Here is an 18,240-nt window from a genome sequence, read left to right on the forward strand (position 1 = left end):
GTAGTTAGTATGGATACAAGCTTCCCGTACAAGGGAGCTTGTTTTCCTGTCTATCCCAACGGTTGTAGTCCGCTCCATTCCAGGCTCCGCTCGTAAAGCTTTTCCTGCTGCCGGTTATCGTAAGAAAACGGCCCTGTTTGCTTCGGTTCCTTTTTATGGAAGTATTGGCCCGATACCCCTTCAAGCGATGAATCGGTCGCTAATCTCAGCGACGGTTCCGCTCCTTTTTCCGGATTGGACATAAATAACTTTAAGAGAGGCCGAAACAAGGATGGCGCCATCCGCGCCGATTGAGGCGTGTAGATGACTCCGGGATGCACCGCATTAACGGTCACAGATGTGCCGGACAGCCGGCGAGCAAGCGTATAAGTGAACATGACGACAGCCAATTTCGAAGCGCCGTATGCTTTCATCGAATTGTACGGAACAGGTTCGGGCAATTGATCGATATTCAAGCTTTTTGCCTGCACTCTCGAGGCCACATTGACGATCCGGGCCGGTGCGCTTGCCTTGAGTGTGTCCAGCAAAAGGTGGGTCAACAGAAACGGAGCATAATAGTTCAAGGCAAAAGTCATTTCCATTCCTTCCGCATTTTTTTGATATTGTTGAAATAAGCCGCCGGCGTTGTTGATCAGCACATGCAATTGTTTGTGACGGCTTAGATATTGCTCTGCCAAAGATCGGATGCCATCGCCGGTTGACATATCCGCGAGCAACAATTCGACGTTCCGGTTTCCGCTTCGCTCTATAATATCCGCTTTTGCTTCTTCCCCCCGCTTTACATCTCTTGCCGCTATAACAACATGCGCCCCAGCCTTTGCCAATCCCAACGCCGTTTCCTTGCCGATTCCCGAATTGGCGCCTGTAATCAGGCACAACTTTCCGTTCATGTCCGTTGTCATGAATTTACAGCCATCCTTTCTCATCGGCAATATTGACGGCTTGCTGCCTCGATTCGGCTTCCAGCTTCTGAATCGCCGAGGATAAATAGTTCCGCACGGTCCCCTTCGTCAGGAAGAGGGCCTTGCTGATCTCGTCGGTCGACATGCCTTTCTTGGTCAATCGCAGCATTTCGACCTCCCTTTCGCTGAGCGGGTTTTCCTCTTTCATGAAGAGGGCCGCCGCCAAATCCGTGCTAATGACCCGTTCGCCGTTCATCACTCGGCGGATCGATTCGATGAGGAAATCGATCGGTTCGTCCTTCAATAAATAGGCGTCGACTTGGGCATCGATGGATTTCTGCAAGTAACCGGGTCGGGCAAACGTGGTGACAATCACGATTTTGCAGGGCAAGCCGGCGTTTCTGATCCGCTCGGCCAACTCCAGGCCGCTGACGAGAGGCATTTCGATATCCAGCACGCACACATCGGGCCGATGCCGCTGGATCGCTTCCCAGGCTTGATTTCCGTCGGGCGCCTCCGCGACCACCTCGATATCGGATTCGAATTTCAACAACGAGGCGAAGGCGCCGCGCAGCATTTGCTGATCTTCCGCTATGACGACTCGAATCATGATGCAGAATTCTCCTTTCCTTGCCGGCGAAGCGGAAGTTTCATGGAAATGGCCGTTCCTCCGCCCGGCGCATGATTTACCGCAAGAGTTCCGTGAAGGGCTTGCATCCGCTCGTTCATCGACGCAATTCCGTTTCCGCTTGCTTGCTCCGCCAGCCCGACTCCGTTATCCGTTATATCGATGCAATAGCAACGGTCCACGGTCTCCAATTTGATCGTACATTGCGATGCCCGACTGTGCTTGACGATATTCGTCACCGCTTCCCGCACGGAGAGCGCGATCATCGTTTCCTCCACGCTGGATAACAGCGGAGGCTTCCCGTTCTCCACGATATCAAGTTCAATGCCCGCCGTATGCAGCAGCTTGCGGGATTGTTCCAGCTCACCGGCCAGGGATGCGAACTTCATATCCGAAACCAGCTCCCTCACTTGCTTCAAGGCGATTCTCGACGTAGCCAGTATATCTTGCAGTTCTGCCTTGGCTTGCCGGGGATCCTTATCCACCCATTTCGCGGCGAGCTCGCTTTTTAACTTGATCATCGTCAAGGTTTGGCCGAGCGTATCGTGAAGATCCCTCGCAATCCGCTTTCTTTCCTCTTGTTGAATGAGCTGTTTATTTGCTGCGTCCAATTCGCCCTGCAAGTCTCTCGTTTTCACGATGATATAAATGACGATAGGAAGCATCATTTGAACGATCATAATCGGGAGCAGAATCGGCTGTTCCCGTTGGAACAACAGATCCGCTCTTTGCCAAGAAACGAAGAGAAACATGATAGCGATGGCCGCAATGCCTAGACCAATATTCCACTTGGATTTGGATCTTCCGAGCAGGTCGGCAAAAATAAATCCAAAAAGCAGGATGTTCGGGCCGGCATGCACCGCAAGTATTGCCAATGCGGCCAACCCGAGTACAATGGCCGCCAGTTGCAGCCAATCCCGCCGCCAAAGCGCGATATAAAATGAAGCCATAAACAAGAGCAACAGCAGTAGGCTGCCCAAGAGCCCAAGAGCGGACTTTGCGCTGAGAACGAAATAGAATAAAAATACGACCGAGAAGACATCCAGCAGCAGATAGTATTTGATTTGATCTCTCGGGTAAAGTTTGTGAATCATCCGCTATAGCCTCCGGGTCGGCTACCTGGATTCGAACAGTCCTACCGCGCGTCTGCGGACCGATTCCATCGGTCCGAGTTTGAAGACGCGAAGCCATACGGTTGCAAACCATAATTGGAATACGGACATGCCGAACCAGACCGCTATGATTGTCAAGGAATTAAGCTTTCCGCCGAGAGCGAAGCCCCAGCCGTAGAAAATGACGGAGCAGATCACATTTTGGATGACGTAACAGCTTAACGACATTTTTCCGGCATGTTCAAGCAGGCGCCAAAGCCCATTCCACTTCGTATATTGTACCATGTTTCCAATGATTGCTATATAGCCCAGGGACAGCAATGGAGCGAATAAATAGCGGACAGGCAAGTCGAATGCTCCGCCAGGAATGAAGACAAGCAGATTTAAAGGCAACCCTACATAAAGTCCGAGCTTCAAAAGCTTGCTGCGCCGTCTTCGGCCGTTCTCATCCTGAGCGAACACCCCTGAGCGCATAAGTCGGACGCCAAGCAGAAATAAAAACACATTCATCGGAATGACGAGGATTGTCTCCAATCGCAGCAGGAGGAAATGAGACAGCCGGTATTGAATTTGCTCCAGCCAAGTGCCGTCTCGATATAGAGCGATAATATCGGCAAAGCTGCCCAATGAAATATTGGCATCGATCAGGCCAAGCAGCAGAATGCCTAGAATCAAGGTCGCGTGAATGCTCCCGATCGCTTTCATCGTGACGGATATGACGCGGTCGCCGCCTTTGACGATGAAGGCGACAATGATGGCGGTCACGCCATAGCTCATTAAAATGTCATATTCCATGACTAGGGTAAAATGAAGCAAGCCTTCCAAGAACAAGATCAGAGACACCCAAATATAGGTTCCCGGCCAAGCTTTTCCTTGGCGCATCGCTTGCCGGTACTTCATCTCCAGTCCGACGCCGAACATGATCGTGAGCAGCCCGAGCAGCTTCCCGTTCACAAGGAATAATACGGTCATCCTGACGAGGTCGTTCGCGCCCCACCAACCGGAATGATCGAACGTTGTAATATAAGATAGATCTCCCAAATTCGCGAATATCCAAATGTTTGTCCCGAGCGTTCCCAGGATGGCGAATCCCCGTAAAATATCAAGCAGGCGGATTCTTTCTTTGCGTTGTTCCATAGCGTTCACTCTCTTCTTGTCATAATTAGCGTAATTCCATTGTAACGACGGGGAGATGGACAGAACATTCACATCTGTAAAGAGAAGTTGATGACAGGTGTCATATGGCTGCATAAACGAGCGTTTGCTTTGACGGTAAGACATCGCATTTCTTAAGAATTGAATGCAACGCCAATCTTATGGTTCGATTCGCAAGCGGAAGAGGCGGCGCAATTTTACACCTCGATCTTCGGAAATTCCAAAATCGGGAGAATCACTTACTATGGGAAGGACAATCGCGATGTGCGCAGGACGCCTGAGGGAACGGTTATGACTGCGGAGTTTCAACTGGAAGGACAGCAATTCGTCGCTTTAAACGGCGGTCCGCATTTTACGTTTACAGAGGCAATATCCTTTATCGTCCATTGCGAGGATCAAGAAGAGTTGGATTATTTCTGGGATAAGCTCTCTGAAGGGGGAGACGAGAAGGCGCAGGTGTGCGGCTGGCTGAAAGACAAATTCGGCGTGTCGTGGCAGATCGTTCCCGGCAATTTGACGGAGATGATATGCGACCTCGACCCGGAAAAATCGGAACGAGTAATGAAGGCGTTGCTCCAAACGAAGGCCAAAATCGATATCGAAACGTTGCGGAAAGCGTACGAGTGAGAGCGATAAGATGCTTGCATAACGAAGATAAGGCCATCCCGCATAGGAAACGCGAGCGCTTGATAGCAAGTGCAAAAATCCATTAATTTGGCGAAAAAAACCGTTTTTGGATCGTAGCAACTGCAAAAATCCATCTATTCGGGCTCGTTTCCCGCACTTTTCGTTCAAGTGGGCAGAAATAACTGGATATTTGCAGCTACGCGAGCGAAAATCGTCCGAATCCGCTTTTGTAAATGGAAAATTGCAGTTGCATGAGTCAATTTCATCATACCACTGGCGGCTGACGACCCGTCGAGCGGGCTAACGAAACGGATACGCGCTAATAGCCTGTAAATCACCTTGTTGCTGGTGTAACGAAACTGAAACACGCTAATGAGGGGAAAAAGGCCGTAAAACCGCCGATTTTCAATGAATAACGATGCGTACTTTCGTTAGGATGGGAACGTCTTCATTTTGAGCCCAATAAGGATTGCCAGTTTCGTTAGCGCCAAATGAAGAAGCGTAGGTTGGCGCGGATCGCCTTCGAAATAGGGAGGAATCCCCTTCTATATGCGCAATAAAGCCAGTTACATCAACGGTGGCCACTTATGAAATTGACTTACATAACAGGGCGAACGCTGCTCATATCTGTACGCAACCAAAAAAACGGTCGGGACGAGCGCCCCTGGCGGTTTTCCTTGTGATATTGGAATCATTTGCTATGATTAGCTTGACGGCAGCTTCTTTTCCTCTCATGACAGGCCGTACGTTTAATAGTAACCAAGGAGGCAAATCGATGAATGAACAAGGGCAGGTTCACCTCAACCAAGTCAGTCCGATCAAAAACAAAATAGGGGGCATTTTCGTCCCGGTACGGAATCTAGAAAAGTCCCGCCGTTGGTATTGCCAAGTTCTAGGGCTGAAAGGAGCCGACTGCGAAATTATGAACGGCCATTTGTGCCCGCTGCCGATGGAGGGAACCGGGCTCGTTCTGGACACGATGCCGAAGTGGGGAGGCGACCGGCCGGACGGAGCCCCTCCCATCGAAACTCCCGCTTTTACGTTCCTGACTGCGGATTTGGAAGGTTCGCTTGCCTATATGAAACAACTGGGCGTGGAACTCGTAACGGAAATCGAACATGATCAGTGGTTCGTTGTAAAGGATCCGGACGGCAACAAGTTGATGATTTGCCGCGAATAACGTCAGTCGGCGAAAGATTCTTTTTCGGATAGTTGCTTGATGATATCTAATGTTGCCTCCCAGTTCTTATCCGAATGTTCATACATACTCAAAGTCGCAAAGTCGCTTTGTTTTAATTTCAAGACTGTCATGTTATCTTGTTCATATAACGAAAATGTAATGATCGAATAGTTTTCGGGGATAAAGCTTTCAAGTCAGTCATTGGAATGACTCCCGATGAATTCCGCAAAAGAAGAGCATCCGGCTGCGAATCGTTGCCGGTAGAAGGAGTATAAGCAGCACCGTTTATTCCTTCCATGCGCGATAGATCTTTTCCGTATACTTGGTGACAGCCTCATCATAATCGGGATATGGATATCCAAGGCTCTCTGCCACGGATTTGGAATATGTTCTGAATAACTCGTAACAAGTGAATAAAGACTGCCACATATTCGGGTAACCGTTCCCGGAATAAGTGGATAGCAAGGCGTCCCAAGTTTCCTTGGGGAGATAGCGGTCGATAAATTTATAATTTTTCCCCACGCTGAAGGAAAAGCCTTGCTCTACTCCGATCTGCCATGACATCATTCTTAGCAGATTAGGGCGGGCAATTTCGTTTAAATGATCAATGGCAAAGAGGATTTCTTTTCTCGCCAATCCTTTTACGACGTAAGTGGAGACCATCCAAAATTCGTTGCAGCAATCGTCAAATGCTCTTGCGGTCGGCTTTTGAATCCAGTATTGGCGGTCGCTTGCGATGACTTCGGTTTTGACGAGAGCATCCTTATCCAGCAGGACTTCCACCAAGCCGTCGCTATTTGCAAAGTAATCTTCGGCTTCGTTTACCGGAATCAGCGTCAAATCCAATTTATTGCCGTCTTCAAATAGAATGATATAAGAGAACCAATTCCCGAGTTCCGCCGGGAACAGCTCCATATCCTCGGGCTTTTGCATCATCGTGCGCTTGCCGAACCGATCCAGCCAACGATCGTTTTCTTTAAAAGAATCCATATCGGTCACAAAATAAGAAATATCGTAATCCTGAAACGAATCGCGGGGGATATTTCGGTTCGTGCGCGATCCTTCCAACGTTGCGAGTCGAATTCTATCATCTTTTATAGCAAAATCAACAAACATGCGCATCATTTCTTGCTCGCTCCTCATTTCCAACGTCCTCCAGTCTTAGCCATTTTATTGTAACATTAGAAATAGAACCGCTGCAAAGTAGTCCAAAGCTCGAACAGTACAGAGAAAGGGTCATCCCCAAGGATGGTCCTTTAAGATTTGCCCCCGCATGCTTCGGTGCTCTGGATGGCAATCCACACAGTTGTGTATACGCTTATAAATCGGTTAACGTTTTGTTATGGATGTTAAATCCCGTTATATTGGGAAAGTATTATGTTTTATTTTTTTGAAAATATTGCAAATATGACGATAAGGGGGTAACGAAATGAAAAAGAGATGGCTGGGAACAGGTCTGACCCTTCTTCTCTCCCTAAGTATGCTGGCCGGCTGCGGCGGAACGGCGCCCGGCTATATGGCGACGAGATGAATACCGATTTGATGCAGGACGATGTCCGGCTCCCGCAAGTGAATTCCCGCATTCCCGCGGGCCGGTGGGGCAAGCCGGAGGATTTGGTCGACCCGTCCGTTTTCGAATATAAGGTGGCTATGTAAATAATTTGACGCTGCCCGGCCTCGGCATCGAGGTGAACGAGGCGAAAGTCCGCGAAATGGCTGCGATCGGCCATAATTGGCGGAATCCCGTATGGCGGCAGGAGGACGGACGATCGCGGAGTGGTAGGCAATGGCGTTGGCGTTGCATCGAAAAAGGCTGCGGATTCGAGTTCATTGGAAGGTGCCATGTGTTATTGGCCGGCAATCACCGTGTTGAAGACGAACTCCTGCAAAAATGGATGTATTTACCCAACTAAACAGGAAATGAGGCAAAAAGCCTGTGATTGGAGTCAATTTCATAATACCGCTGCACCGCTGACGATCCGTCGAGCGGGCTAACGAAACTAGAACACGCTAATAGCCTGTAAATGACCCCGTTGCTGGTGTAACGAAACTAGAACACGCTATTGAGGGGAAAAGGTTGGTAAACCGGCCGATTTTCAATGAATAACGATTTGTACTTTCTTTAGGGTGGGAACGTCTTCATTTCGAGTCCAATAAGGATTGGCAGTTTCGTTAGCGCAACAAGAGCGCCGCGTGAATCCCCTTAGATTTGTAGGGAGGCATCCCCTTCTATATGCGAAATAGAACCCTGTTTCATCAACGGTGGCCAATTATGGAATTACTCAAAATGCATGTATTTACTCAACCAAACCAATAGCGTTGCACCGAGAAATTGCTATCCGGACCGTACGGCCGTTATTATGCGTCCAAATCGCTTATTTGCTGTTTAGGAAGACATTGATTCCGTTATTCGTTCGTCGGAGGTCTTGTTCTTGCACTTTTGCCGCGAATAAAGGATCGTCTGTCCGCAAACGGTCCAAAATCGGGCCGTTTGTCATAATTAACGTATCCAGTGTCCGCGAATTTGAGGAGCAGGGCGGCAGGCGATGTTATTGGTTTTTTCCGCCGCATATTATATTCTTACCCATGATTATTATTTGATGTAAGAGAAAAACACTAAGATACAACAAGCTATAAGAAAAAAGGGAGATATGATGACAAAGGAACTTGTAGGATGGAACTTCGACAACAGTTACGCCCGTCTGCCAGAACTGTTCTTTTCCAAGGTCGACCCGACCCCCGTTCGTTCGCCGAGGCTGGTTGTTCTTAACGATCGGCTGGCGGCGTCTCTCGGATTGAATGCCGAAGCGCTGCGCAGCGGCGACGGCGCAGCAGCGTTTGCCGGGAATCGAATTCCCGAAGGTGCCGAGCCTCTTGCTCAAGCGTACGCAGGCCATCAATTCGGGCATTTCACGATGTTGGGGGACGGCCGGGCGCTGCTGCTCGGCGAGCAAATCACCCCTGCGGGCGAACGGTTCGATATTCAACTGAAAGGTTCGGGAAGAACGCCATACTCCCGACGAGGCGACGGCCGAGCGGCGCTTGGGCCGATGCTGCGCGAATACATCATCAGCGAAGCGATGCATGCCCTTGGCATTCCTACGACCCGCAGTCTGGCGGTGGTAACAACCGGCGAGTCGATTCTCCGCGAAACCGAGCTGCCCGGCGCGGTTCTGACCCGTGTAGCTGCCAGCCATCTGCGCGTCGGGACGTTTCAATACGTTGCAAAATGGGGGACGGTCCAGGATCTTCGAACCCTTGCCGATTATATACTGCTAAGGCATTTTCCGGATTTCGATCCCGACGAGAACCGTTACCTGTTTCTGTTGCGGGAAGCGGTCGAGCGTCAGGCCTCGCTCATTGCCCAATGGCAACGGGTCGGTTTTATTCACGGGGTGATGAACACCGACAATATGGCCCTTAGCGGAGAAACGATCGATTATGGGCCTTGCGCTTTCATGGATGCGTACGACCCGGCGACGGTGTTCAGTTCCATTGATACGCAGGGCCGTTACGCCTATGGCAATCAACCGTATATTGCCGCTTGGAATCTCGCGCGATTTGCCGAAACCTTATTGCCGCTTCTGCATGACGACGAGGCGCAGGCTGTCAAAATGGCCGAGGATGCGATATCGGATTTTGCCTCGCTGTTTCAGCGGAATTGGCTTGCGGGCATGAGGGCGAAGCTGGGGATCTTTCACGAAGAGCAGGAGGACGAATCCTTGATTGGAGACCTGCTCGGCATCATGCAGAAGTATCGTGCGGATTACACCAATACGTTTCTCGCCTTAACCTTTGACAAGATGGAGGACTCGGATTTATCTTGCGCCGCGGAATTCGCTTCATGGCATGAACAGTGGCAGGCGAGGCTGGGCAGGCAACAGGAATCGCAGGCCTCCTCGCATCAATTGATGCGCAGCAGCAACCCCGCGCTCATCCCTCGCAACTACCGAGTGGAAGAGGCGCTGGAAGCCGCGTCGGAGCGGGGAGATTACAGCGTGATGGAGCGGCTGCTTCATGTTCTTTCCAATCCTTACGCGCACTCTCCCGAACAGGCGGAATATTCCTCGCCGCCTGCGCCGTCGAGCCGGCCTTACCGAACGTTTTGCGGCACCTGACATTTCCTCGCCGCAATAACGCAAAATGCTGCAGCCCTCTCCTTCGGGAGACGGGCTGCATTTTGCGTAGGAGCGATTATTGGCAAAACGAAACGGCCTCAGTCCAATTAAGGACCAAGGCCGTGTTGCAGGATGATACTTTCATGCTGCTTTGTTTTAAGCCCTCGCGAGCCTTTTGCTTACAACAACCATCAATGCCGCCAAGCCGAGGAAATACAGAGGCATCGTTGCTAATGAATCATTATGAAGGTAACTCATGCCGCTGGTAATAAGGCTGACAACAATGTAGTAACCCAACCCGAATATGGCGCCGGCCGTACCGAGTACATCGCTGTAATGGATTAGCGCGAGACTAAGGCAGTTAGGAATAGCCATGCCAATCCCCAGCAGTAGAATGAAGAGACAAGCTACCATCAAAACCATACATACGATGGAAGGGCTCATTCCATAAAGAGCGAGACCGGTGAGGCAAGCAGCTCCCGCAGTCGTGACGATGGCGCCGAGTAGGATGATTCGTTCCGCCGGCAATTTCGTTAGCAGTTTTTCCGATAACATTGCGCCGAATATGGAAGAAATGGCTACGAAAATTCCGAAAAAACCGAACATGCCCGGACTCATATGGAAAAATTCAATAAAAATAAACGGGGCTTCGGCATAGTAACTAAACAATATGCCATTGGTCGCTCCTATAAGAAAACCGAATGCCCATACTCTACGGTCGGAAATCAAACGTTTGGCTACAGAAAGAGTGTTAATGTTTGAAGTTGCGAACACCCTTGTCTCGGGCAGAGCAACGAACGTGTACATAAAAATGGCAGCGCTCATCGCAAGAAGAGTGATGAAAACAGCCTTAAAACCAAGCGATTGATCGATCCATCCTCCAAGTAACGGTCCGACTGCCGGGGTGAAAGCCAGAGCTGCGGAAATTTGAGCAAAAACAGCATGACGTTTGGCTCCATCAATACTCTCGCGCAGAATGGTTTGCGTAACCACGGAACCGGTACTAGCGCCAAAGGCCTGAATGAACCGGCTCACCAATAACCACTCGGCCGAATTAGAAAGATAACAACCCAAGCTTCCTGCGCCATAAACGATAATTCCCCATAGCAATGCGGGACGCCGTCCTATGGAATCGGAAAGTCTTCCCCAGCAAAAAACGCCGAAAGCGAAGCCTAGGAAGTAAATGCTAAGCGTCAGTTGGATGACGTTGCCGCTTGCATGCAAATGATTGGCTATATCGGGCAATGACGGCGTATAGATCGTTTCGCTAATTTGCGGGAAACCCACAAGAAGAATGAATAACAACAATGAAGGCGTTGAGATTTTTCTTGCCATATTCAATAACCCCCTATAATCCGAAAATCTCAGTTCGCTTAAAGAGAAATTACGGAATGGGGGGGTTGCATTTGATTAATCTTGCGAATGAGAGAGTCATGTGTTTCACCTTTATTCTTATAGGGGGGCAATATATCAAGCATTATATCAAGATTCTAATATGTTAACAATGTACATGGGCGGCTTGTCCCTGTCTATAGGACGCTCGGGCACCCGCAATGGATACCCGTCATTTTCCGCTTATGATGCCGACTTTTCGATCAACTGCCGAACCAAACCGAAGGTCCCATCCAGCCGCTTGGCGCGACGGCGACATATTTATACGTTCCGGCAGGTTGATTGCCCAAGTCCCTCGCGCCCTGATGAATATCATGTCCGGGTCGCCCGCCTTCTTCGCTGAAGGAATCGATAAGCACTTCGCCGCTCGTCGTTACTCTGTAAATATAAATAGACATGTATCCGCCGATATGCGAATCATAGGCCGCATAGTGGACCCTAAGATTACCGCCTTGGTGTATGTAGGTTCCCGTTTGTTGATCGGCGAACGCAGTCGAGGCACAAACGAATAGCATGACAAACACCAGTAAAACCACTTTCATTTTTTTCATTACCGAACTCCTCCTTAGAATGGGGTTAGTGAATAAAGCATGTAAGATGTATATGTAAAAAATTACCTATGATTCCTCGGATAACTTCTCATCATCACTTTACGTTCCCAAGATGAGGGCTTATATAAGCGGGGAAAGGAAGATCGCTCTATTCGGCCAGTGGTTGCGATCTTCTTGCTGCATTGATATCCATTGGATCGAATTTTGCTGATACAAGTTGTATAAATACAACCTCTACGAAGGCTGGGAGGCAGGGACTATGTGACCGATTCCAATCGCCGAGGAGGAAATTCCAATCAATGAAATAATTCGAAGAATGATATGCGGGGCCCGGAATGCGGATAAGGCCTTCAAAGTGAAATCGGAATTGAAACAGCGGCAGTTATCATATCTTTCAAGGCGTCCCTTCGAACGCCCTGAAACCGTCCTATGACCCGATCTAACGTTTGCCTCCGGGCATCTCTTGAATGCGGCAATTATGGAAGGCGGTCAGTTTCCACTCTCCGTTACGCTTCACGGCCACATTCGTATTAATCGAGCCTCTGTCGTTCGGGTCCTCGGAAGGATTGGCCAAACGCGCCTCCCCGATTGCATGGACAATCGCCACGTCCGGTGTAATGAAGCGCGGCTGCAAGCCGGAAGCTGCTCTGGATTCCAACACCGAACCTTTCAGCGGACCGTTGAATAACCATTCGTGCGTATCGGCGATCTGCTTTCTCCCTTTCAGATGCTGTCCCGCAAACGTCACATAATCCGCGTCCTCCGTAAAGCAGTCGCCGTATGCCGCGCCATCCCCCTTATTCCAGGAGTCGGTCAGCTTTGCAAATAATGCTTGGATAGCCTCCACATCTTCTCGATTTGCCATTGGAATCGTTCCTCTCATCGTAAATTTATTCTGACATGCTGTCGCCCTATGGTATACTGGTAACTAAGAAATGCTTAACAAACAAATTTGCTTAATGAATATAATATCTTAATATATTAAGGTATTATGATTATAATATGGAGGTTTCGCCATGTCAAGCAACAATGATCCTTCCGCATTATCCAACCCTACATCTCTACAACAAGCTTTACTTAACGAATTGCGCCAAAACAGCGCGCGAGCCGTTATGCTTCATCAACTCATCTCCGAGAAATTAGGCCTGAACGCCACCGACCATAAGTGTCTCGATTTCTTGATGCGCACCGGTCCCGTTACGGCCGGTCAATTGGCGGGGTTGACGGGTCTAACAACGGGAGCGGTGACAAGCGTAATCGATCGCTTGGAACAAGCCGGATATGTAATGAGGGATAAGGATCCGAACGATCGAAGACGCGTCGTGGTCAAACCGGTTCCGGACGGTTCGGACCGGATCTCTCTCATGTTCGAATCCATCGCTCAATCGATGCTAGCGCTACTGTCGCAATACAGCGAGCAGGAGACGCAACTGCTTCTTGACTTTATTAGACAGTGCAATGACATCGCGTTGGTTGAGATGAACAAAATGAAACATGAGTCTACATCACGATGAGAATGACAGACAACACCAGCATGAGCAAAGCGTTGATCGCCATGACAGGTTTATGCTTGGCCCGAAACAGATGGGCATGGATGGCCCCTGCCATCAGAAGGATGAAAAGGGCTGCGGCGTAGTTCGATAATTCCGGTATCCAAAATGCCGCAATCATTCCGAGTATGCCGACCGATTCCAACGAGGCGACGACATCCATAAACCAGATGGGGGTACCTGTATTCGTTCCAATGTCGAACCATCGATTTTGTGCGTGTCAATTTCATGGCAACGGACACGGCAAATATACCTATTAGAATCAACTGAATGACCATATAGACGATATTCAAATGCGTCACACTCCCCGGAATATTTATTCATAGAAAGAGCTCGCGCTCTCGCTGCTGCTTTAAAGCATAACGTAATTCATCTAATAAATATGCAGTTTAGACTACAGTAGAAGGGAACAACCGCAAAAACCCGTAAGAAGCCACTTTTTTCAAAGTGTCCATCCTACGGGCCGCAGTTCAAGGGGTTATATCATATTATTTTGTATAGTTGTCGAAATAACCTTGTATAAACACAATCGGTGTGCCTTTATCTCCGCTTCCCGAAGTTAAATCGGAGAGGGAACCGATAAGATCGGTAAGCTTTCTGGGTGTAGTGCCTTGCGCTTCCATCGATCCGACAAGATCGGAACCTTTATTGTTAATGTATTGGGATATAGCTTGTTTCAGGTCTTCGCCTCTTAAGTGCGCAAAGTTGTTATCCGCAAGATATTTCAACTTCACTTCATTAGGCGTACCGTCAAGTCCTGATGTGTATGCCGGCGATACAACGGGATCGGCAAGCTCCCAGATTTTCCCTACCGGGTCTTTAAATGCTCCGTCTCCGTAAATCATGACTTCAACATGTTTGCCGGTCTTTTCTTTGAGCAACTGTTGTATTGTATCAACGATAGGCTGGCAGTTGCGCGGGAACAGTTTCACACGATCTTCTGTCGATTTATTTGAGCCTAGCAGACCGTATGCTTCATTATATCCGCTGCCATGAATCGGTTCCGATAATATGTTATCGAGGGAATAGATTTTAACTCCGCCATTAGCCTTTAATATTTTCTTCGTTCTGAATCTTGTATGGATATCGCAAGTCAGAACACTTTTTGTGTAATCCAGAATGGTCTTTGGATGATTTGAGAATATAACTTCGCATGCAACCCCGTATTCTTCAACTAACGATTTATAATAATCAATATAATCAACACCGGTAAAAGGATGCTTTTTGTATCCGAAATGGTTGCGGAATTGTTGTTCCGTTAAAACATCGGTCCAAGGATTGATTCCTTTTTCATCAAGCATGTCTAGATCCACCAAGTGGTTGCCAACTTCATCGGATGGGTAGCTAAGCATTAAAACCATTTTTTTAACGCCTTTTGCGATACCGCGGAGACAGACTGCAAAACGATTGCGACTTAAGATCGGGAATATGACACCAACCGTGTCTTCTCCAAATTTTGAACGAATATCTTGAGCGATATGATCGATCATAGCATAATTGCCTTGAGCCCGGGCAACGATGGACTCCGTGACAGTCACGATGTCTTTATCATGAATTGTAAATCCTTCCGCTTCTGCAGCCTTGAGAACACTATTTACGACAATTTCCTCGATGTTGTCCCCTTCATTTATGATTGGGCAACGAAGGCCCCTAACAACCGTTCCGACCGTTCTTTCCAATAGAATCGCTCCTTATAAGCATTAAAGTTCATACCCATTTTATATTACGGCGTGCCTACTTGTACTATACATCGGTTGAATGGTATAAGTAAAATGGATATATTGAATGATGGATATAAGAGGTGTTTATATGGTAAGTAAATTAGATTTATATAAAGTATTTTACAGGGTAGCAAAAAGCGAAAGTTTTTCAAACGCCGCCAAAGGCCTTTATATGACACAACCGGCTGTTAGCCAGGCGATCATGCAACTGGAACGAGAATTAGATATTCGTCTTTTTAATAGAACGCCTAAAGGGGTATCGTTAACCAATGAAGGGAGTCTTTTATTTGAATATGTAAATTCGGCGATTCATTTACTTGATGCCGGGGAAGAAAAAATGTTAGAATTTAAAAATTTAACGGCAGGGGAATTAAAGATCGGTGTGGGAGACACGATTTCCAGATATTTTTTACTTCCGTATTTAGAAGCTTTTCATAATCATTATCCGAATATAAAGCTAAAGATTGCTAACGGTACAACATTAGAGCTCTGTTCCCTGTTAAAATCGGGAGAGGTAGACATTGCAATTTGCAATTTTCCGCTTGATGACCCTGCATTAGAACGAAGACCGTGTATTGATATCCATGATATTTTTGTTTGTGGGGAGAAATACAAAAATCTATTATCTAAACCGGCAGGCCTTGATGAAGTGGCAAAATTGCCATTAATATTACTGGAAACCAAATCAAATTCCAGAAGGTACGTAGAGGAGTATATGATATCGAAAGGGATAAGGATTTCGCCGGAATTTGAATTAGGCTCGCATGATTTATTATTGGAGTTTGCCAGAATCAATTTAGGGATTGCCTGTGTGACGAAAGAATTTTCACAAGAGTATTTAAATAAAGGATTGCTGTTTGAAGTAGAACTAACGGAGGAAATTCCCAAGAGAAGCATAGGAGTATGTTTTTTGAAAAGTGTACCTCTATCCATAGCTTCAACAAAATTTGTCGAGATCATGGAAAGTAAAATTGGGATTTAATGAAAGGACATAACCATGAAAAAACGTTTTCTAGACATACTTGTCATTTTAGCGGGAGCATTCATTTTTGCTTTGGCTATCAATTTATTTGTTATTCCGAACGAGTTCGGCGAAGGCGGGGTTACGGGGATCACCATCATTCTTTACTACCTGTTCGAATGGTCTCCGGGGCTGGTCAGCTTGATTGTAAACTCGATTTTGTTGATTGTAGGCTATAAATTTTTGGATAAGAACACGACGGTATATACCATTATTGCGGTCGTATTCAATTCGCTGTTTTTGCATCTTACGAAGGATTGGCGTATCGCCTCTGACGAACTCATCATCAACGCCATATTCGGGGGAATATTTACGGGCGTCGGCATAGGCTTGATTATTCGGGTTGGCGGAACGACTGCGGGGACCACCATTCTAGCCAGAATCATGAATAAGTATCTCGATTGGAACGTCAGCTATGCGCTTTTGTTTTTTGATTTGATCGTCGCGTTTTCTTCTTATTTTATTATTGGCGCGCAAAGCCTGATGTTCACCATTGTCATGCTCTATATAGGAACCAAAGTGATGGATTTTATTATTGAAGGCGTGAACCCTAAAAAGGCCGTTACGATCGTATCCAAAGAGCATCATACCATTGCCGAACAAGTCAATGTCGTAATGGATCGCGGCGTTACCGTCTTCTACGGACACGGGCATTATACGAAAATGCCGAAAGAGATTCTTTACATTGTGATTAGCAAACAGGAAGTGAGTTTGCTTAAAAAAATTGTTAAATCGATCGATAAAGAGGCGTTCATTACCATTCATGACGTGCGCGATGTGTTTGGCGAAGGGTTCGTGGATATTGCGAAGTAAATCCCAGCATCGGATTCATTCGTCGTAATCCTGCCCGTTGTTGTTGATTTTCATTTTATCCTCCAATTCGAAAATCAGTTCATTGGCCATCCGTTTGTTTAACTGATAGGTTTTGTACTCGCCAAGGCCGGCGGCAAGCTCTTTGATCTTGGCAATTTGCGTATTTGTCGGCGGCTGCAGCTCAACCATCCGCTCGTAGTTTTGATATGCCGCTTTGACGGCTGTTTCCGGGGAAAGCAAATCGATGATCTCGTATAAGGCGACGGCTGCGTCATTAACCGATAGACCGTATCCCGAATCGGTCGATAGCATGAACCGGTCCGGATACCGCTCCATCAGCGGGATGAAGTCCTGCAGCGTATAGGTGCTTTCGGGATTATAAGCATTAAACCCTGGGAAAAAATCGATATACAAATTCGGATGTTTTGCCAATAGCGTCTCTAGATTATCGGGAGAGTTATAGGCGTTGGCATGCGCAAAAATAAACAGCGTATCCGGATGCCGCTCCATCGCTTCCTCCAGATGCCGGATCGGCGAACCGTTGGGCGGGTCGATGTGCAGCAGAATCGGAACGCGGTATTGGGCCGCCAAATCGTAAATTTGCGGCAGATTGCCGTCATTCGGATGCTCGGACTTCCACTTCAAATTGGAGACAATCGGCGAATAGGTAGACGCGGCGGCAACCTCTCCGATATTTAAGTAGCCTTGTTCCAGCTTCTCTTGAACGATGGAAAGCCCCTCGTCTTCATAGATGGGGAATCCGGCAAAGGAAGGATAGATTCGGGAAGGATCGTTGCGGTATAGATCCCAAGCGTATTGATCCGTGAACTGGGCGCTCGGCTCGGAGATATCGCCGAATAAGACGAGACGATCGATGCCGTACGCCCCCCATTTGTCCACGGCGCCGGAATTTCCCGCGTCATGATTGTGAATGTCGATCAACGTCAAGTCCTTATACAGCTCGGGCAGGCTCATGCCGGTGAGGTCCGTTTGCCGAATGGACCGAATCCATTCCGTTTCGTCCCGGGGCTCGTACGTTGCGATAGGCTCTACGGCAACCTCCTTGTTCGCACCGGGGACCCCGCATCCGGTTAAAACCAAAATAAACAGTTGCAGCGCGCAGATTGCGGATTGAATTTTTTTGCGAGACATATTCTCTCCTCCATAACCGGCATTATTTACCATATTATAGATTTAATATGACGCATAAAGGTTATAGATACAACTGTTTTTTTTGGCGTTTCCGTCAGCCTTTTTACTTCATGCGGTTCGTCGTTGCTTCGAAAAACTTCTTTCCCTCCGCAGATTCGCCGCGGAAATGATCCAATGAAACGCCCAACCGGGCGATATGCCCGTCGGCCGCCTGCTGCATCCATTCCAGCAACGCGGAAAGTTTGCAATTCCTGTTATAATCTCTGTCGATGGCATGGATAATTTGCCGCTGGACGATAAGGAGTTTCATCGATGGGA

19 protein-coding genes and 1 pseudogene are annotated in these 18,240 nt (G+C 47.9%); 7 read left to right on the forward strand and 13 right to left on the reverse strand.

Annotation, left to right across the window (positions count from 1 at the left end; genetic code table 11):
* Window positions 1-50 precede the first annotated feature (50 nt).
* The 4 genes from KQI79_RS03425 to KQI79_RS03440 are packed head-to-tail and all read right to left on the reverse strand — an operon-like array spanning window position 51 to window position 3,779.
* The gene (locus KQI79_RS03425) at window positions 51-902 is read right to left on the reverse strand and encodes an SDR family oxidoreductase (RefSeq protein WP_216536828.1); all 852 of its coding nucleotides are present in this window, start codon (window positions 900-902) and stop codon (window positions 51-53) included.
* A gap of 4 nt (window positions 903-906) precedes the next feature.
* Entirely contained in the window at window positions 907-1,512 is a 606-nt protein-coding gene (locus KQI79_RS03430) for a response regulator transcription factor (RefSeq protein ID WP_216536829.1), read from the reverse strand.
* The gene (locus KQI79_RS03435) at window positions 1,509-2,624 is read right to left on the reverse strand and encodes a sensor histidine kinase (RefSeq protein WP_216536830.1); all 1,116 of its coding nucleotides are present in this window, start codon (window positions 2,622-2,624) and stop codon (window positions 1,509-1,511) included. The genes KQI79_RS03430 and KQI79_RS03435 overlap by 4 nt, the downstream gene beginning before the upstream one ends.
* A gap of 21 nt (window positions 2,625-2,645) precedes the next feature.
* Window positions 2,646-3,779 (reverse strand): DUF418 domain-containing protein, encoded by a 1,134-nt coding sequence (locus KQI79_RS03440; RefSeq protein ID WP_216536831.1) that lies wholly within the window; start codon window positions 3,777-3,779, stop codon window positions 2,646-2,648.
* Between the two features lie 159 nt (window positions 3,780-3,938).
* Here KQI79_RS03440 and KQI79_RS03445 point away from each other — a divergent pair, with 159 nt between their 5' ends.
* Window positions 3,939-4,424 carry a VOC family protein gene (locus KQI79_RS03445; RefSeq protein WP_216536832.1) on the forward strand — a complete coding sequence of 162 codons (486 nt, stop codon included), beginning with the start codon at window positions 3,939-3,941 and terminating at the stop codon, window positions 4,422-4,424.
* A gap of 775 nt (window positions 4,425-5,199) precedes the next feature.
* On the forward strand, window positions 5,200-5,604 hold the full coding sequence (locus tag KQI79_RS03450) for a VOC family protein (RefSeq protein ID WP_216536833.1): 405 nt from the start codon (window positions 5,200-5,202) through the stop codon (window positions 5,602-5,604).
* A 2-nt stretch (window positions 5,605-5,606) separates the two neighbouring features.
* Here the strand turns inward: KQI79_RS03450 and KQI79_RS28140 are convergent, their stop codons facing one another.
* The gene (locus tag KQI79_RS28140) at window positions 5,607-5,786 is read right to left on the reverse strand and encodes an SRPBCC domain-containing protein (protein WP_367398131.1); all 180 of its coding nucleotides are present in this window, start codon (window positions 5,784-5,786) and stop codon (window positions 5,607-5,609) included.
* Between the two features lie 103 nt (window positions 5,787-5,889).
* Window positions 5,890-6,747, reverse strand: coding sequence for an aminoglycoside 6-adenylyltransferase (ant(6), locus tag KQI79_RS03455; protein WP_216536834.1), 858 nt, complete (start codon window positions 6,745-6,747; stop codon window positions 5,890-5,892).
* 471 nt (window positions 6,748-7,218) lie between these two features.
* Here ant(6) and KQI79_RS03460 point away from each other — a divergent pair.
* A pseudogene (locus tag KQI79_RS03460) lies at window positions 7,219-7,387 on the forward strand (galactonate dehydratase); the annotation flags it as partial.
* An 871-nt stretch (window positions 7,388-8,258) separates the two neighbouring features.
* A complete protein-coding gene (locus KQI79_RS03465; RefSeq protein ID WP_216536960.1) occupies window positions 8,259-9,722 on the forward strand; it encodes a protein adenylyltransferase SelO in 1,464 nt (487 codons plus the stop codon).
* 156 nt (window positions 9,723-9,878) lie between these two features.
* Here KQI79_RS03465 and KQI79_RS03470 read toward each other — a convergent pair whose 3' ends face one another.
* From KQI79_RS03470 to KQI79_RS03480, 3 genes are all read right to left on the reverse strand, one after another.
* Entirely contained in the window at window positions 9,879-11,057 is a 1,179-nt protein-coding gene (locus tag KQI79_RS03470) for a multidrug effflux MFS transporter (RefSeq protein WP_216536835.1), read from the reverse strand.
* Window positions 11,058-11,317: 260 nt separating this feature from the next.
* Complete coding sequence (locus KQI79_RS03475) at window positions 11,318-11,665, reverse strand: hypothetical protein (protein WP_216536836.1); 348 nt, start codon at window positions 11,663-11,665, stop codon at window positions 11,318-11,320.
* 439 nt (window positions 11,666-12,104) lie between these two features.
* Window positions 12,105-12,530 carry an SgcJ/EcaC family oxidoreductase gene (locus KQI79_RS03480; protein ID WP_216536837.1) on the reverse strand — a complete coding sequence of 142 codons (426 nt, stop codon included), beginning with the start codon at window positions 12,528-12,530 and terminating at the stop codon, window positions 12,105-12,107.
* A 151-nt stretch (window positions 12,531-12,681) separates the two neighbouring features.
* On the opposite strand from KQI79_RS03480, the gene KQI79_RS03485 reads away from it, so the two are divergent.
* Window positions 12,682-13,179: a MarR family winged helix-turn-helix transcriptional regulator gene (locus tag KQI79_RS03485; protein WP_216536838.1), complete on the forward strand. Its 498-nt coding sequence runs from the start codon at window positions 12,682-12,684 to the stop codon at window positions 13,177-13,179.
* Here the strand turns inward: KQI79_RS03485 and KQI79_RS28145 are convergent.
* Complete coding sequence (locus tag KQI79_RS28145; protein WP_367398128.1) at window positions 13,166-13,378, reverse strand: DoxX family protein; 213 nt, start codon at window positions 13,376-13,378, stop codon at window positions 13,166-13,168. The two genes, KQI79_RS03485 and KQI79_RS28145, sit on opposite strands and share 14 nt — an antisense overlap.
* A gap of 325 nt (window positions 13,379-13,703) precedes the next feature.
* Complete coding sequence (locus KQI79_RS03495; protein ID WP_216536839.1) at window positions 13,704-14,894, reverse strand: coenzyme F420-0:L-glutamate ligase; 1,191 nt, start codon at window positions 14,892-14,894, stop codon at window positions 13,704-13,706.
* Window positions 14,895-15,024: 130 nt separating this feature from the next.
* On the opposite strand from KQI79_RS03495, the gene KQI79_RS03500 reads away from it, so the two are divergent.
* Both KQI79_RS03500 and KQI79_RS03505 read left to right on the forward strand, forming a co-directional pair.
* Window positions 15,025-15,918: a LysR family transcriptional regulator gene (locus KQI79_RS03500; RefSeq protein ID WP_216536840.1), complete on the forward strand. Its 894-nt coding sequence runs from the start codon at window positions 15,025-15,027 to the stop codon at window positions 15,916-15,918.
* A 15-nt stretch (window positions 15,919-15,933) separates the two neighbouring features.
* The gene (locus tag KQI79_RS03505) at window positions 15,934-16,770 is read left to right on the forward strand and encodes a YitT family protein (protein ID WP_216536841.1); all 837 of its coding nucleotides are present in this window, start codon (window positions 15,934-15,936) and stop codon (window positions 16,768-16,770) included.
* Between the two features lie 15 nt (window positions 16,771-16,785).
* Here the strand turns inward: KQI79_RS03505 and KQI79_RS03510 are convergent, their stop codons facing one another.
* Both KQI79_RS03510 and KQI79_RS03515 read right to left on the reverse strand, forming a co-directional pair.
* Window positions 16,786-17,922: an amidohydrolase family protein gene (locus tag KQI79_RS03510; RefSeq protein WP_216536842.1), complete on the reverse strand. Its 1,137-nt coding sequence runs from the start codon at window positions 17,920-17,922 to the stop codon at window positions 16,786-16,788.
* 103 nt (window positions 17,923-18,025) lie between these two features.
* Entirely contained in the window at window positions 18,026-18,232 is a 207-nt protein-coding gene (locus KQI79_RS03515) for a hypothetical protein (RefSeq protein WP_216536843.1), read from the reverse strand.
* Window positions 18,233-18,240 lie beyond the last annotated feature (8 nt).

The sequence above is a fragment of the Paenibacillus sp. MSJ-34 genome, from assembly GCF_018918005.1.
Lineage (GTDB): Bacteria > Bacillota > Bacilli > Paenibacillales > Paenibacillaceae > MSJ-34.

Coding starts and splice junctions, on each gene's coding strand:
- KQI79_RS03425 (WP_216536828.1), bottom strand. CDS start 902: ATGACAACGGACATGAACGGAAAGTTGTGCCTGATTACAGGCGCCAAT.
- KQI79_RS03430 (WP_216536829.1), bottom strand. CDS start 1,512: ATGATTCGAGTCGTCATAGCGGAAGATCAGCAAATGCTGCGCGGCGCC.
- KQI79_RS03435 (WP_216536830.1), bottom strand. CDS start 2,624: ATGATTCACAAACTTTACCCGAGAGATCAAATCAAATACTATCTGCTG.
- KQI79_RS03440 (WP_216536831.1), bottom strand. CDS start 3,779: ATGGAACAACGCAAAGAAAGAATCCGCCTGCTTGATATTTTACGGGGA.
- KQI79_RS03450 (WP_216536833.1), top strand. CDS start 5,200: ATGAATGAACAAGGGCAGGTTCACCTCAACCAAGTCAGTCCGATCAAA.
- KQI79_RS03465 (WP_216536960.1), top strand. CDS start 8,259: ATGACAAAGGAACTTGTAGGATGGAACTTCGACAACAGTTACGCCCGT.
- KQI79_RS03470 (WP_216536835.1), bottom strand. CDS start 11,057: ATGGCAAGAAAAATCTCAACGCCTTCATTGTTGTTATTCATTCTTCTT.
- KQI79_RS03475 (WP_216536836.1), bottom strand. CDS start 11,665: ATGAAAAAAATGAAAGTGGTTTTACTGGTGTTTGTCATGCTATTCGTT.
- KQI79_RS03480 (WP_216536837.1), bottom strand. CDS start 12,530: ATGGCAAATCGAGAAGATGTGGAGGCTATCCAAGCATTATTTGCAAAG.
- KQI79_RS03485 (WP_216536838.1), top strand. CDS start 12,682: ATGTCAAGCAACAATGATCCTTCCGCATTATCCAACCCTACATCTCTA.
- KQI79_RS28145 (WP_367398128.1), bottom strand. CDS start 13,378: ATGGATGTCGTCGCCTCGTTGGAATCGGTCGGCATACTCGGAATGATT.
- KQI79_RS03500 (WP_216536840.1), top strand. CDS start 15,025: ATGGTAAGTAAATTAGATTTATATAAAGTATTTTACAGGGTAGCAAAA.
- KQI79_RS03505 (WP_216536841.1), top strand. CDS start 15,934: ATGAAAAAACGTTTTCTAGACATACTTGTCATTTTAGCGGGAGCATTC.
- KQI79_RS03510 (WP_216536842.1), bottom strand. CDS start 17,922: ATGTCTCGCAAAAAAATTCAATCCGCAATCTGCGCGCTGCAACTGTTT.
- KQI79_RS03515 (WP_216536843.1), bottom strand. CDS start 18,232: ATGAAACTCCTTATCGTCCAGCGGCAAATTATCCATGCCATCGACAGA.